This window comes from Pseudomonas sp. ASL3, assembly GCF_056680425.1.
The window spans coordinates 5,962,166-5,975,240 of record NZ_CM155281.1; the positions used below are offsets into that span (position 1 = coordinate 5,962,166).

Here is a 13,075-nt window from a genome sequence, read left to right on the forward strand (position 1 = left end):
CGAGCGATGCTGAAAAATCGAATTTGAAGGTTTGCCAGATGCTGATTATCCCCGCTATCGATCTTAAAGACGGTGCCTGTGTGCGTCTGCGCCAGGGCCGCATGGAAGACTCAACAGTGTTCTCCGATGACCCGGTGAGCATGGCCGCCAAGTGGGTAGAGGGCGGCTGCCGTCGTCTGCATCTGGTCGATCTGAACGGTGCGTTCGAAGGTCAGCCAGTCAACGGTGACGTGGTGACTGCAATCGCCAGGCGCTACCCGCAGCTGCCGATCCAGATCGGCGGTGGCATTCGCTCGCTGGACACCATCGAGCACTACGTCAAAGCCGGCGTCAGCTACGTGATCATTGGCACCAAGGCGGTCAAGGACCCAGCGTTCGTCGCCGAGGCTTGCCGCGCGTTCCCTGGCAAGATCATTGTCGGCCTGGATGCTAAAGACGGCTTCGTTGCCACCGACGGTTGGGCTGAAATCAGCACCATTCAGGTGATCGATCTGGCCAAGCGCTTCGAAGCGGACGGCGTCTCGGCCATCGTTTATACCGACATCGCCAAAGACGGCATGATGCAGGGCTGCAACGTCCCGTTCACTGCGGCACTGGCTGCGGCGACGCGGATTCCAGTGATCGCGTCCGGTGGTATTCACAATCTGGGGGATATCAAAGCCCTGCTGGATGCCAAGGCACCGGGGATCATCGGTGCAATCACGGGCCGCGCGATCTACGAAGGCACCCTCGACGTTGCTGAGGCGCAAGCCTTCTGCGACAGATACCAAGGCTAAGGAGCGACTCATGGCGCTGGCGAAACGCATTATCCCTTGCCTCGATGTCGACAACGGTCGAGTGGTCAAAGGCGTCAAGTTCGAGAACATCCGTGATGCCGGCGACCCGGTGGAAATTGCCCGTCTTTACGATGAGCAAGGCGCGGACGAAATCACCTTTCTAGATATCACCGCCAGCGTCGATGGTCGTGATACGACGCTGCATACCGTCGAGCGCATGGCCAGTCAGGTGTTCATCCCGCTGACCGTTGGCGGTGGCGTGCGTACCGTGCAGGACATCCGCAACCTGCTCAATGCCGGTGCGGACAAGGTATCGATCAATACCGCTGCGGTGTTCAACCCGGACTTCGTCGGCGAAGCAGCGGCGCACTTCGGTTCGCAATGCATCGTGGTCGCCATCGATGCGAAAAAAGTTTCCCTGCCGGGCGAAACACCGCGCTGGGAAATTTTCACCCACGGCGGACGCAAGCCGACGGGCCTGGATGCCGTGCTGTGGGCGAAGAAGATGGAAGAGCTCGGTGCCGGCGAGATTCTGCTGACCAGCATGGATCAGGACGGCATGAAAAACGGCTTCGATCTGGGCGTGACCCGTGCGATCAGTGATGCGCTGGGCATTCCGGTGATCGCGTCTGGCGGTGTCGGCAATCTGGAGCATCTGGCAGCCGGCGTGCTGGAAGGGCACGCCAGTGCGGTGTTGGCTGCGAGCATCTTCCACTTCGGCGAATACACCGTTCCGGAAGCCAAAGCGTATATGGCCAAACGCGGCATTGTGGTTCGCTGAGCAAACAGGCTGATGGCTACTGGACATCAGTCATGGCGCGCGGCACTCTGTCCACTGCCGTGGACAGGGGATAGCACATGTTCAAACGTCTTCTTCTTGCATTCGTAAGCGTGGGTGTTCTGCTGGCAGGTGTCGCCCACAGCGAAGCTGCCGCCCGTGAAGCTGCCGCCCGTGAAGCTGCACCTAGTGAAGAGCCGCCCACCTATTCTGTGGTCTTGCTGACGGAAAATTTCCCGCCTTACAACATGGCGGTCGATGGCAAAAACTTCGCACCAGAAGACAAAATCGAAGGCATCGCCGCTGAGATTCTGCGCGAAACCTTCAAGCGCGCCGGGGTCGGCTACAGCATGACCCTGCGCTTCCCATGGGACCGTATCTACAAGCTTGCTCTGGAACAGCCCGGTTACGGTGTATTCGTCACCGCGCGCCTGCCTGAGCGCGAAAAGCTTTTCAAATGGGTCGGCCCTATCGGTCCGGACGACTGGATCATGCTTGCCCGGCCCGACAGCGCCATCGCGTTGACCACGCTGGAGCAGGCGAAAAAATATCGGATCGGTGCATACAAAGGCGACGCGATCTCCGAGCAACTGACCACGGATGGCCTGAACCCGGTGGTGGTGCTGCGCGATCAGGACAACGCGAAGAAGCTGGTCAATGGTCAGATCGATTTGTGGGCCACAGGCGATCCTGCCGGTCGTTATCTGGCTCGGCAGGAGGGCGTCACAGGTCTCAAGACGGTGCTGCGCTTCAACAGCGCCGAGTTGTTCCTGGCACTGAACAAGGACGTGCCGGACGAGGTGGTCGCCAAGCTGCAGAAAGCGCTGGACCAGATGCGCGCTGAAGGGTTGGTAGCCCAGATTATGGGGCGGTATCTGTAGCAGATAGATACACCGCTTTCGCAGCGGGACGCGTAGTTGCAAGCCTGCTCCCACAGAGGAATGCAATCTACTGTGGGAGCAGGCTTGCCTGCGAATGGCCCAACGCGGTATCAGCGATAAACCCCATCCTTGCCATGCGCCGCCATCGCCTGATTACCGCGCAGGCCGATCATCTGGCGCAGTTCTATCCATTCGATGCCTTGCGCCTTGAGGCGTGGCAACTCGCGTTCCAGTACGTCGAGGGTGACGGGGTAGGGGTGGCCAATCATCACCACTGAGCCTTGTTTATGTGCCAGCGCGATCGCCGTATTCAGCTGCGCAGTAACGGCTTCCGTGGTGCGTTCATCATCGAGAAATACATCCCGCGACAGACTCGCCAGGCCGATGCGCTGGGCTTGAGCGGCGGCGACGGTTTTGGCGCTGGTACGGCTGTCGAGCAAAAACAGATGACGGCGTTGCAGTTCTGCCACCAGCCAGGCCATGGCCAGCGGTTCGGCGGTCATGCGGCTGCCCATGTGGTTGTTGATACCGGCGGCATAAGGCACGGCGGTCAGCGCAGCGTTCAGGCGTTTTGCCAGTTCGTCGAGAGGGAGTTCGGGGTGCCAGGCAAAGGGCCCGGTCGCCGGGTCCATGGGCATGTGCAGGATGACGGTTTTACCGGCGTGATGAGCCTCGCGGGCAAACTCGGTGGCGTGGGGCGTGTCCGGCATGATGGCCAGCGTGACCGGGCCCGGGAGCGCCAAGGCACGGCTATCGCCGATTGGGCTCTGCCCAAGGTCATCGATGACCAGGCTGAGATAGACAACGCGAGGCGCGCTGTCGGTCTTGGCCGGGTGGACCGGCGCTGCGTGGGCAACGCCGGTCAGGCATGAGAACGCCAACAACAGCTTTGGCAGCCAGAAGCGCATGGCGCTAGTTGCCGCGGGTGACACTCAAGCCCTTGAGCAAGCTCAGGGCCTGGCTCAGCTGGAAGTCATCATCCTGTGGACGAGCTTTCTTCCCGGCCGACGTTTTGAGGGTCGGTTTGTCCGCGCCGCCATTGCCGTTACCCAAGTGGCCAGACAGATCGGCTTCCTTGTAGTTCTCACTGTCCACTTCGCTGGTCACTTTGGCGCGACGTACTTCGATGTCCGGCACGATGCCCTGGGCCTGAATCGAACGACCATTAGGCGTGTAGTACAGCGCGGTGGTGATTTTAATCGCGCGGTCATTGGCCAGCGGCAGCACGGTTTGCACTGAACCTTTGCCGAAGCTTTCGGTGCCCATCAGTACGCCGCGTTTATGATCCTGCAACGCGCCGGCAACAATTTCAGCGGCCGAAGCACTGCCGCCGTTGATCAACACCACCAACGGTACGCCTTCACTGGCATCCTGCCCCTTGGCGTAGAAGCGCAGTTCGGAGTTGGCGATGCGGCCCTTGGTGTAAACGATCAAGCCCTTGGTCAGGAAGTGGTCTGCCACTTCCACGGCTGCTTGCAGCACGCCGCCAGGGTTGTTACGCAGGTCGAGGACCAGCCCGTTCATTTTCTTGCCATTGTCTTTGCGCAGCTTGGCCAAAGCCTTGGCGACTTCTTCGCCGGTCTTGACCTGGAACTGCGTGATGCGGATGTAGCCGTAGCCATTTTCCAGCATCTGCGACTTGACGCTCTTGACCTGGATGGTCGCCCGCGCCAGCGTCACGTCGAACGGGGCACCGCCGTCGCGCACCAGGGTCAGGGTGATTTTTTCGCCAATCTTGCCGCGCATCTTGTCGACCGCTTCCTGCATGGTCTGACCACGGGTCGGCGCGCCGTTGATCTTGACGATCAGGTCACCCGCCTCGACGCCAGCCTTGGAGGCAGGTGTATCGTCGATGGGCGAGACCACTTTGATAAAGCCGTCTTCGATACCGACTTCAATGCCCAACCCGCCGAACTCGCCGCTGGTGCTTTCCTGCAGCTCCTGGAAGTCTTCCGGGCCGAGGTAGGCGGAGTGTGGGTCGAGGTTGCTGAGCATGCCTTTGATGGCGTTTTCCAGCAGGGTCTTGTCGTCTACTGGCTCTACATAGGCCGCTTTGATCCGATCCATGACCTCAGCGAAGGTGCGCAGCTCTTCAAGCGGCAAAGGTGCTTTGGCGTTGGCCGGAGCAACTGCCGGTGCTGGTGCCGCTGGCTTGACGGCCTCGGCGGCCTGCGCCAGAGGAGCACCGATAATGATGGCGATAGTCAGGGCCAGCGAGGTGAGGCGGGACAGATGCAGCATGTCTAACGAACTCCTAAACCTAAAGTAGATACCTGCTTATCCTTGAGCATGGCACCATTGCGCCGGATCACTTGGACGACCCTGCTGACGAATAGCAAAATACAACGCCGGAGTGTCCTGACCGCCACTGTTGCCTACAGTGGAAATTGCTTCACCGGCTTTAACAATGTCGCCAGCGTCCTTGAGCAGGCTCTGATTGTGGCCATACAGACTCAAAAAACCGTTGCCATGGTCAAGAATGACCAGAAGCCCTGCGCCGCGCAACCAGTCTGCGAACACCACGCGGCCACCATGAACGGCATGCACCTGACTGCCCGCAGGGGCGCTGATCATCACGCCATCCCACTTGGTGCGGGCGTCATCGCCGCGGGTTTCACCGAAACGCGCCAGCAATCGACCGTCGACAGGCCAAGGTAGTTTGCCGCGTGCCTCGGCAAAAGGTCCTCCGTAGGAAACGCCGGCACTGGAAACCAGCGCGCCGGGCGCCTTGACCGGGTGTTTTGCCGGGGCCTCGTCATCGTTGGTGTTGCTGTTTTTATTGCTGCTATTGTTTTTCGCGACGGCGCGGGCCTGTTCTTCACGCTGGCGTTGTTTTTCTGCTTCCTGCTGGGCGATCAAGGCTTTTTGCCGGGCTTCTTCAGCCTCGCGTGCTTGTCGGGCCAGGGTTTCTTCAATCGTTTTCAGGACGTTGGCCAGATCGGTCTGTTCCTGCTGGCGTGTCTGCAACTTCTGATCGCGGGCTTTCACGTCCTGATTAAGTTTAGCCAACGCTGCCTGGCGCTCCTGGCGAACCTTGTCCAGCTCGTCACGCTGGCTGTCGAAACTGCTTTTTTGCACCAGCAACTGCGCCTGTTGCAAATCGATGTCTTTTTCGACGTTGGCCAGTTGGCGCAGGGTTTCATTGAAACCGTGCAGTTGTGCCAAGCGAGCCTGGCTCAGGTAATCGTAATAAGTCAGGGTGCGCGCGAATTTTTCCGGGTTTTGCTGATTCAGCAGCAACTTGAGGTATTCCTCGCGACCGCTTTGATAAGCCGCGCGGGCCTGGATCGCGATCAATCGTTGCTGTTCAACGCGTGCGCTCTGGAGTTTTTTTTTCTCTAGGTCGAGCCGTTGCAGCTCGCTTTCAGTCTTTTTTAGTTCTTTTTGCAGGGCCTCCACCTGCTTTTCCAGCTTACCCATCTCGGTTTCTGTGCCGCGCAGGTCTTTCTGCACGCCGGATTTTTCCTGCTGCAATTCGCCGAGGCGTTTTTTCAGCTCGGTAATGTCGTTACGCGTGGCCTCCAGCTGTTGTTGGGTTTGCGCGCGCTCATCGGCAAACGCCGGGTTGAGCAAGCAGATCAGAGCAAGGGCGATCAGGGCGCGAAGCATGGGGCGAGCGATACCAAGAGAGAGAGTGAGAGCAGAGTCTAGTATGCCCGCCGCGCGCTGCAAAAAAAACGCCCCTGGGCGACTGCTTTGGGGCGAGTTGGATAATTAACCGGCGCTGTCGTTTTTCAGCGCCCCGGTTTAGAGCCTTTTAGCACCGTTTATTGAGCAGCGAGGATCGAATGACCGGTCATCTCTTCCGGTTTTTCCAGGCCCATCAACTGCAACATGGTCGGTGCGACATCAGCCAGAACCCCGCCTTCGCGGACTTTCAGGTTGCGCTTGCCTACATAAATGAAGGGTACTGGCTCCGAGGTGTGGGCGGTGTGCGCTTGACCGGTGGAGGCGTCCGACATTTGTTCGACGTTGCCGTGGTCCGCAGTAATCAGTGCTTCGCCGCCTACTTTTTCCAGCGCGGTGACAATCCGGCCAACGCACAGGTCCAGGCATTCCACCGCCTTGATCGCCGCTGCCATGATCCCGCTGTGGCCCACCATGTCGCCGTTGGCGTAGTTGACTACGATCACGTCATAACGCTGGTTTTCGATGGCGTCGACGATCCTGTCGGTGACTTCCGGGGCACTCATCTCCGGCTGCAAGTCGTAAGTGGCGACTTTTGGCGACGGGATCAGGATGCGTTCTTCGCCCAGGAACGGGTCTTCGCGACCGCCGGAGAAGAAGAAGGTGACGTGGGCGTACTTCTCGGTTTCGGCAATGCGCAGTTGGGTTTTGCCTTTTTTAGCGAGGTATTCGCCCAGCACATTGTCCAGGCTGCTGGCGGCAAAGGCCGAAGGCGCGGGAATGCTGGCGGCGTATTGGGTCAACATGACGAAGCCGGCCAGCTTCGGTTGGCGGGCGCGCTCGAAGTCCTTGAAGTCATCTTCGACGAATACACGGGTCAGCTCGCGGGCGCGGTCGGCGCGGAAGTTCATGAAGATCACGGCGTCGCCATCTTCGACCTTGACCTGCTCGCCAATGCGGGTGGCTTTGACGAATTCGTCGTTTTCGCCACGCTCGTAAGCGGCTTCGAGCCCGGCCTGACTGGTTGCGGCCTGGAATTCGGATGTGCCGTCGACAATCAGGTTGTAGGCAGATGCCACGCGGTCCCAGCGATTGTCGCGGTCCATGGCGAAGTAGCGGCCAATGATCGTGGCGATGCGGCCTTTGCCAAGGCGGGCGAAGGTCGAATCGAGCAGCTCCAGCGAGGTCTTGGCGCTGCGCGGTGGGGTATCGCGACCGTCGAGGAACGCATGCAGGTAGATTTTTTCTGCGCCGCGCTGGGCCGCCAGTTCAGCCATGGCCACCAGGTGGTCCTGGTGGCTGTGTACGCCACCATCGGACAGCAGGCCCATGAAGTGCACGGCCTTGCCTGCGCTGACGGCTTTGTCCACGGCGGCGCAGATGGTCGGATTCTCGAAGAACTCACCGTCGCGGATCGATTTGGTCACCCGAGTGAAGTCCTGATACACCACGCGGCCGGCGCCGAGGTTCATGTGTCCGACTTCGGAGTTGCCCATCTGCCCGTCCGGCAGGCCGACGTCCATCCCGGAGCCTGAGATCAGACCGTGGGGCTGGGTCGCGTACAAGCGATCCATGACCGGCATTTTGGCTGCATAGATGGCGTTGCCTTCGTGGCTATCGCTGTGTCCGAAGCCATCCAGGATGATCAGGACCAAAGGTTTAGGCGTGGCAGTCATTAGATCCACTCGTGGCTTATGGAGGAAGATAAAAAAGAGATCGGCATTTTAAGGGCAAGTTCAAACGGCGTCACTGCCGTACGGACTTTGGCCGACCTTGGGGGCTGTGTATACTGGCCGACATTTTAACGCCCTGGAATCTACTGATGGTTGCTCATCTGATTGAATTTGCCACTAACCACTATTTGCTGGCTGGCGCTTTTGCCATCCTGTTGGCGCTGTTGATCGCGACCGAAATGAGCAAAGGTGGTCGCAGCCTCAGCACCCGTGAGCTGACGTCACTGGTCAACAGCGATCAGGGCGTGGTCATCGATGTGCGTCCAGCCAAGGATTACTCGGCTGGTCATATCGTTGGCGCATTGAGCTTTCCGCAGGACAAAGTGATGGCTCGCATCGCTGAGCTGGAAAAGCACAAGGCCAAGACCTTGATCATTGTCGACGCAATGGGCCAGCATGCCGGTACCACTAGCCGCGAACTGCTCAAGGCTGGTTTTACTGCGGCCAAGCTGTCTGGCGGTGTTTCCGCCTGGCGCTCCGACAATCTCCCTCTGGTGAAGTGAAATGGCTGAAGTCATCGTCTATTCCAGCGATTGGTGCCCTTACTGTATACGTGCCAAGCAGTTGCTGGAGAGCAAAGGTGTGGCCTTTGAAGAGATCAGAGTCGATGGCAAGCCAGACATTCGTGCCGAGATGAGCAAGAAAGCCGGACGCACGTCAGTCCCGCAAATCTGGATTGGCGCCGCCCATGTGGGCGGTTGCGATGACCTGTTTGCCCTGGAGCGCGCCGGTAAGCTGAACGCGCTGCTTCAGGCTTGAATCCGAAACCCTACAAGACCTTAAAAGCAAGAAGGATCTGACATGACTGACCAACCGACCAACGGCGCTGTAACAGACGAAGACGCCGAAGCACCGCAGTTTTCCCTGCAGCGCATCTACGTTCGTGACTTGTCGTTCGAAGCCCCGAAAAGCCCGGCAATTTTCCGCCAGGAATGGACTCCAAGCGTCAGCCTGGACCTGAACACCCGTCAGAAACCTCTGGAAGGCGACTTCCATGAAGTGATCCTGACGTTGTCGGTCACCGTCAACAACGGCGACGAAGTAGCCTTCATCGTTGAAGTGCAACAGGCCGGTATCTTCCTGATCAAGGGCCTGGACGCTGCCGCCATGAGCCACACGCTCGGCGCGTTCTGCCCGAACATCCTGTTCCCGTACGCTCGCGAAACCATCGATAGCCTCGTCGTGCGCGGGTCGTTCCCTGCGCTGATGCTGGCGCCGGTCAACTTCGACGCGCTGTACGCGCAAGAACTGGCCCGCATCCAGTCTGGCGAATCCCAGACTGTGCAATAAGCGGACAGGCTGGAACTGAAAAAACGCCTTTCGGGGCGTTTTTTTATTTGATGCAGGGGACAGATTGGTTTTTCAAAGAGCACGAAAAACAAATCAGTCCCCCCTCGGCGCGGTACATCGGCTCTCAGGCGAAATCCAGTTGTCGCCAGGCTTCATAGACCGCGACGGCCACGGTGTTGGACAGGTTCAGGCTGCGGCAACCTTCGCGCATCGGCAGGCGCAGGCGATGATCGCTCGGCAGGGCGTCGAGTACGTCGGCTGGCAAGCCTCGGCTTTCCGGGCCAAAAAGAAAGGCGTCGCCTTTCTCGAAGCGGGCGTCGTGGAAAGGCCGCGAGCCTTTTGTGGTAAAAGCGAACAGCCGTGGATGGCCAATGCTTTCCAGACAACTGGCGAGGTCAGCGTGGCACTGCAACGTGGCGTACTCGTGGTAGTCGAGCCCGGCCCGGCGCAGGCGCTTGTCGTCCAGTTCGAAGCCCAAGGGTTCGATCAAATGCAGGGTGCAGCCGCTGTTGGCGCACAGCCTGATGACGTTGCCGGTGTTCGGCGGAATTTCTGGTTGAAAAAGGATGACGTGAAACATGCACGGCTCCGAACTGAAAGACGGGCTGCATTCTACTCCTGAAGAGGACCCGCGACCGAAACTCTGGCCGCGAGTTCTTGGTTCGATGGCGATTGTCGGCGTGATGGTGGGCTTGATGATCGGTCGCTTGACCGCTCCTGACCCGCTGGCGTTGCAACAGATCGAGCCGTTGCCTGACGGACTGGTGCTGTGGTTCAACGACGAACCAAACGTGCATGGCGAAGAGGTCGGGGGAGGCCTGGCGCTGCTGTTCAATGCGCAGGGCGAGTCACAGAAGGGTGAGTTCAAGCTCAACGGGAAAGATGTTCGCTGGAGGGTGCAACGCGGTGATGGGGGATTGTTGCTGAACCTGCTGGCGGCCCGTCCTTTGCACGGTGACTGGCACGGTGCGAAGGTGGACGGGCGCTGGAGACTGGAGATCAGTCTCCGGGAGGAATAAAAGAGGGGAATCCCCGGCCTGCCTGTACCAAGGTCCCCAAAACTGGTGTTGCTTAACCTATTGCAGAGTGCGTGCCAGTTTTGCTGAAAAGGCTGATTTTCGTCGTGCAGGCCTTTAGACACGGGCTTTTCGCGGTTTTCGGATTTTTTCGAACGCGAGTGCGGAAAGTTTCGGTCGGTTTCTTTTTCAGTATTTCTGCACGCAATTTGCGCATCCAGGCGTCGCAAGTTCCCAAAGTGATGCATTTCGGGAACGCAACAGGCTGTAGGAGCTGCCGAAGGCTGCGATCGACCGGGAACCGGTCGCTTTCTTGAGATCGCTGAAGGTCGTTCCGACCTTATCGCAGCCTTCGGCAGCTCCTACCTGGGTACGACGCCTTAAAACGGCTTATCCCCCACAATCGTCGCCCGGTGCATGACTCGCCGCTGCGGGCGGTAGTCGTCGACGGCGTAGTGTTGGGTGACGCGGTTGTCCCAGAACGCTACGTCGTTTTCCTGCCAGCGCCAGCGGAGGGTGAATTCCGGGCGAGTCGCGTGGCTGAACAGCAGCTTGAGAATGGCTTCGCTTTCAGCCGGTTCCAGCTCGTTGATGCGGGTGGTGAACCCTTCGTTGACGAATAGCGACTGGCGCCCGCTGACCGGGTGCGTACGGATTACCGGATGCGACAGCGGCGGGTTCTTGCGCCGGGTTTCCTCCCAGCGGGCCAGGTCCTCGGCGCTGTTTGCAAAACGTTCGGCCGGGAATGATCGGGTGAAATCGTGAGTGGCGGTCAAGCCGGCGAGCAAGTTTCGCAAGGGTTCGGACAGCGCTTCATATGCCGCGATGCCACTGGCCCACAACGTATCGCCGCCATAAGCTGGCAAGTGCTTGGCGCTGAGTACTGCGCCCAGAGCGGGTGTCGGCAGAAAGGTCACGTCGGTGTGCCAGATGGCGTTGTCGCGCACGTCGGTGACGGCAGTGTCGAGGATCAGCACTTCAGGCTGCTCGGGCACATTCGGGTAGATCGGATGGATATGCAGATCGCCAAAATTGGCGGCGAACCGCGCCTGTTGTTGCGGGTTGAGTGGCTGCTCACGAAAGAACAGCACCGAATGTTTGAGCAGCGCTTGCTCGATGGCATCGCGTTGCTCGGTGGTCAACGCCTGCGTCAGGTCGACACCACTGATTTGCGCCCCAAGGGCAGCACTAAGCGGGGTGATGTGTAGGCTCATGATCGTTCTCGTTCAATTCGGCGCCAAGCTGTCGGCGTGGTCAATTCGGTTGTTGATTCAGTCGGGTTGCTCAGTGAGCCTGCTTAGTGGACTTGGCCGTGCCACGGCACCAGCTTGCGTTGCAAGGCGCGCAGGCCCATTTCCATGGCGAAAGCGATCAGAGCGATGACCAGGATGCCCAGTACCACCACGTCGGTGACCAGAAACTGCGCCGCCGACTGGACCATAAAGCCCAGGCCACTGGTGGCCGCGATCAGCTCGGCGGCGACCAGCGTCGACCAACCCACACCCAGACCGATGCGCACGCCGGTGAGGATGTCCGGCAACGCGCTGGGCAGAATCACATGGCGAATCAATTGCCAGCGCGTAGCGCCCAACGATTGCGCGGCACGGATTTTCGCCGGGTCCACGGTACGTACACCGGTGGCGGTGGAAATGGCGATCGGCGCAAAAATCGCCAGGTAGATCAGTAGCACTTTCGACAGCTCGCCAATCCCGCACCAAATCACGATCAGCGGCAGATAAGCCAACGGCGGAATTGGGCGGTAGAACTCGATCAGCGGGTCGAAGATGCCTCGGGCGATACGGTTATGGCCAATCGCGATGCCGATCGGAATGGCTGTCAGCACAGCGAAAACCAATGCCAGGCCGATGCGTTGCAGGCTGGCACCCAAATGCTGCCAGAGAGTGGAGTCCATATAACCCCTGGTCGCCAGCAGCCAGCCTTTTTCCAGCACAGCAGAGGGTGGCGGCAGGAACAGGGGTTCGATCCATCCGGCGGCAGTGACTGCCCACCAGATCGTCAGTAGGGTGACCAGCGTCAGAACGCTGATCCAGCGCGTGCTCAGACTGCGGCGCAACGGTACAACTGTGGGCTTACTGAGGTTCGCCTTGGCGGTCGCCGGTGGTTCGTAGCTGCTCATGCACGTTGCTCCCGACCGCTCTGTTCCCGGCTTGGAACGCTGCGCTGGGAAAAGACCTTGGCCAGGATGTGCTCGCGGGTTTCGATAAAGCGCGGGTCGGATTTGATTGCGCGAGCCGATTCGCCAGCGGCATAGCGCTGACCGAAGTCCAGATGCAGGCGCTCGACGATCTGCCCCGGGTTGGGGGCCAGTAGAATCAGGTCGGTGGCGAGGAACACGGCTTCTTCAATGTCGTGAGTGATCAGGAACACCGGTTTGGCGGTGCGCTGCCAGACTTGCAGGAGCAATTCCTGCATCTGCTCGCGGGTAAATGCATCAAGGGCGCCGAAGGGTTCGTCCATCAACAATACCCGTGGGTCGGCCGCCAAGGCCCGGGCTAGACCGACACGCTGCTTCTGGCCGCCGGAGAGCTGCCATATACGACGATGGTCGAAGCCGGCCAAGTCGACCAGTGCCAGCATCTCCCGTGCCCTGGCTTCGCGCTGAGGGCGCGACACGCCCGCCAGTTCCAGGCCGAAGGCGACATTGGTCAGGACATCTTGCCAAGGCAGCAGAGCATCGTCTTGAAACACCACGCCACGTTCGGCGCTCGGGCCTTTTACGGCAACGCCGTCGAGGGTAATGCGCCCGGCACTGGGCTCGACGAAACCGGCGATCAAATTCAACAGTGAAGTCTTGCCACTGCCGGACGGGCCCAGTGCGACCAGCAACTGCTGCGGGCCGAGAGTCAGGGAAATATCCGCCAGCACCGGCTCAGTCGCGCCTGGGTACTGTGCGCTGATGCGCTCCAGCTGTAACAAGGCCATGGCAAAGACTCCAGAGTGATGACTATTTATT

General features: G+C 59.5%; 15 protein-coding genes. 7 read left to right on the top strand and 8 right to left on the bottom strand.

From position 1 onward, the window contains the following. Positions 1–38: 38 nt before the first annotated feature. From hisA to AC1MEE_RS27315, 3 genes are all read left to right on the top strand, one after another. Positions 39–776 (top strand): 1-(5-phosphoribosyl)-5-[(5-phosphoribosylamino)methylideneamino]imidazole-4-carboxamide isomerase, encoded by a 738-nt coding sequence (hisA, locus tag AC1MEE_RS27305; RefSeq protein WP_480412591.1) that lies wholly within the window; start codon positions 39–41, stop codon positions 774–776. A 10-nt stretch (positions 777–786) separates the two neighbouring features. Beyond that, positions 787–1,557, top strand: a complete 771-nt coding sequence (gene hisF, locus AC1MEE_RS27310; protein ID WP_480412592.1) for an imidazole glycerol phosphate synthase subunit HisF — start codon at positions 787–789, stop codon at positions 1,555–1,557. Positions 1,558–1,634: 77 nt separating this feature from the next. Next, complete coding sequence (locus AC1MEE_RS27315) at positions 1,635–2,435, top strand: substrate-binding periplasmic protein (protein WP_480412593.1); 801 nt, start codon at positions 1,635–1,637, stop codon at positions 2,433–2,435. Positions 2,436–2,545: 110 nt separating this feature from the next. Here AC1MEE_RS27315 and AC1MEE_RS27320 read toward each other — a convergent pair whose 3' ends face one another. The 4 genes from AC1MEE_RS27320 to gpmI all read right to left on the bottom strand — a co-directional run bounded on the left by AC1MEE_RS27320 (position 2,546) and on the right by gpmI (position 7,738). Continuing rightward, positions 2,546–3,343, bottom strand: coding sequence for a divergent polysaccharide deacetylase family protein (locus AC1MEE_RS27320; RefSeq protein ID WP_480412594.1), 798 nt, complete (start codon positions 3,341–3,343; stop codon positions 2,546–2,548). Positions 3,344–3,347: 4 nt separating this feature from the next. After that, positions 3,348–4,676 (bottom strand): S41 family peptidase, encoded by a 1,329-nt coding sequence (locus AC1MEE_RS27325; protein ID WP_480412595.1) that lies wholly within the window; start codon positions 4,674–4,676, stop codon positions 3,348–3,350. A 36-nt stretch (positions 4,677–4,712) separates the two neighbouring features. Further along, on the bottom strand, positions 4,713–6,044 hold the full coding sequence (locus tag AC1MEE_RS27330; RefSeq protein ID WP_480412596.1) for a murein hydrolase activator EnvC family protein: 1,332 nt from the start codon (positions 6,042–6,044) through the stop codon (positions 4,713–4,715). Between the two features lie 158 nt (positions 6,045–6,202). Beyond that, complete coding sequence (gene gpmI, locus AC1MEE_RS27335) at positions 6,203–7,738, bottom strand: 2,3-bisphosphoglycerate-independent phosphoglycerate mutase (protein WP_480412597.1); 1,536 nt, start codon at positions 7,736–7,738, stop codon at positions 6,203–6,205. Between the two features lie 146 nt (positions 7,739–7,884). Here gpmI and AC1MEE_RS27340 point away from each other — a divergent pair, with 146 nt between their 5' ends. The 3 genes from AC1MEE_RS27340 to secB are packed head-to-tail and all read left to right on the top strand — an operon-like array spanning position 7,885 to position 9,085. Next, complete coding sequence (locus AC1MEE_RS27340; protein ID WP_480412598.1) at positions 7,885–8,298, top strand: rhodanese-like domain-containing protein; 414 nt, start codon at positions 7,885–7,887, stop codon at positions 8,296–8,298. Between the two features lies 1 nt (position 8,299). Beyond that, positions 8,300–8,554, top strand: a complete 255-nt coding sequence (gene grxC / locus AC1MEE_RS27345) for a glutaredoxin 3 (RefSeq protein ID WP_480412599.1) — start codon at positions 8,300–8,302, stop codon at positions 8,552–8,554. Positions 8,555–8,596: 42 nt separating this feature from the next. Beyond that, positions 8,597–9,085, top strand: a complete 489-nt coding sequence (secB, locus tag AC1MEE_RS27350; RefSeq protein WP_480412600.1) for a protein-export chaperone SecB — start codon at positions 8,597–8,599, stop codon at positions 9,083–9,085. Between the two features lie 124 nt (positions 9,086–9,209). On the opposite strand, the gene AC1MEE_RS27355 is transcribed toward secB, so the two are convergent. Then, positions 9,210–9,665: a tRNA (cytidine(34)-2'-O)-methyltransferase gene (locus AC1MEE_RS27355; protein WP_480412601.1), complete on the bottom strand. Its 456-nt coding sequence runs from the start codon at positions 9,663–9,665 to the stop codon at positions 9,210–9,212. Between AC1MEE_RS27355 and AC1MEE_RS27360 the strand changes: the two genes are divergently transcribed. Continuing rightward, positions 9,664–10,104: a hypothetical protein gene (locus AC1MEE_RS27360; protein ID WP_480412602.1), complete on the top strand. Its 441-nt coding sequence runs from the start codon at positions 9,664–9,666 to the stop codon at positions 10,102–10,104. The two genes, AC1MEE_RS27355 and AC1MEE_RS27360, sit on opposite strands and share 2 nt — an antisense overlap. A gap of 377 nt (positions 10,105–10,481) precedes the next feature. On the opposite strand, the gene tauD is transcribed toward AC1MEE_RS27360, so the two are convergent. The 3 genes from tauD to tauB all read right to left on the bottom strand — a co-directional run bounded on the left by tauD (position 10,482) and on the right by tauB (position 13,044). After that, positions 10,482–11,315, bottom strand: coding sequence for a taurine dioxygenase (tauD, locus tag AC1MEE_RS27365; protein ID WP_480412603.1), 834 nt, complete (start codon positions 11,313–11,315; stop codon positions 10,482–10,484). Positions 11,316–11,398: 83 nt separating this feature from the next. Then, positions 11,399–12,238, bottom strand: coding sequence for a taurine ABC transporter permease TauC (tauC, locus tag AC1MEE_RS27370; protein ID WP_480412604.1), 840 nt, complete (start codon positions 12,236–12,238; stop codon positions 11,399–11,401). Continuing rightward, a complete protein-coding gene (gene tauB / locus AC1MEE_RS27375; protein ID WP_480412605.1) occupies positions 12,235–13,044 on the bottom strand; it encodes a taurine ABC transporter ATP-binding subunit in 810 nt (269 codons plus the stop codon). The genes tauC and tauB overlap by 4 nt, the downstream gene beginning before the upstream one ends. Positions 13,045–13,075 lie beyond the last annotated feature (31 nt).

Bases quoted from the DNA above. Each gene is read 5' to 3' on its own strand.
- hisA (WP_480412591.1), top strand. From the start codon at position 39: ATGCTGATTATCCCCGCTATCGATCTTAAAGACGGTGCCTGTGTGCGT.
- hisF (WP_480412592.1), top strand. From the start codon at position 787: ATGGCGCTGGCGAAACGCATTATCCCTTGCCTCGATGTCGACAACGGT.
- AC1MEE_RS27315 (WP_480412593.1), top strand. From the start codon at position 1,635: ATGTTCAAACGTCTTCTTCTTGCATTCGTAAGCGTGGGTGTTCTGCTG.
- AC1MEE_RS27320 (WP_480412594.1), bottom strand. From the start codon at position 3,343: ATGCGCTTCTGGCTGCCAAAGCTGTTGTTGGCGTTCTCATGCCTGACC.
- AC1MEE_RS27325 (WP_480412595.1), bottom strand. From the start codon at position 4,676: ATGCTGCATCTGTCCCGCCTCACCTCGCTGGCCCTGACTATCGCCATC.
- AC1MEE_RS27330 (WP_480412596.1), bottom strand. From the start codon at position 6,044: ATGCTTCGCGCCCTGATCGCCCTTGCTCTGATCTGCTTGCTCAACCCG.
- gpmI (WP_480412597.1), bottom strand. From the start codon at position 7,738: ATGACTGCCACGCCTAAACCTTTGGTCCTGATCATCCTGGATGGCTTC.
- AC1MEE_RS27340 (WP_480412598.1), top strand. From the start codon at position 7,885: ATGGTTGCTCATCTGATTGAATTTGCCACTAACCACTATTTGCTGGCT.
- grxC (WP_480412599.1), top strand. From the start codon at position 8,300: ATGGCTGAAGTCATCGTCTATTCCAGCGATTGGTGCCCTTACTGTATA.
- secB (WP_480412600.1), top strand. From the start codon at position 8,597: ATGACTGACCAACCGACCAACGGCGCTGTAACAGACGAAGACGCCGAA.
- AC1MEE_RS27360 (WP_480412602.1), top strand. From the start codon at position 9,664: ATGCACGGCTCCGAACTGAAAGACGGGCTGCATTCTACTCCTGAAGAG.
- AC1MEE_RS27355 (WP_480412601.1), bottom strand. From the start codon at position 9,665: ATGTTTCACGTCATCCTTTTTCAACCAGAAATTCCGCCGAACACCGGC.
- tauD (WP_480412603.1), bottom strand. From the start codon at position 11,315: ATGAGCCTACACATCACCCCGCTTAGTGCTGCCCTTGGGGCGCAAATC.
- tauC (WP_480412604.1), bottom strand. From the start codon at position 12,238: ATGAGCAGCTACGAACCACCGGCGACCGCCAAGGCGAACCTCAGTAAG.
- tauB (WP_480412605.1), bottom strand. From the start codon at position 13,044: ATGGCCTTGTTACAGCTGGAGCGCATCAGCGCACAGTACCCAGGCGCG.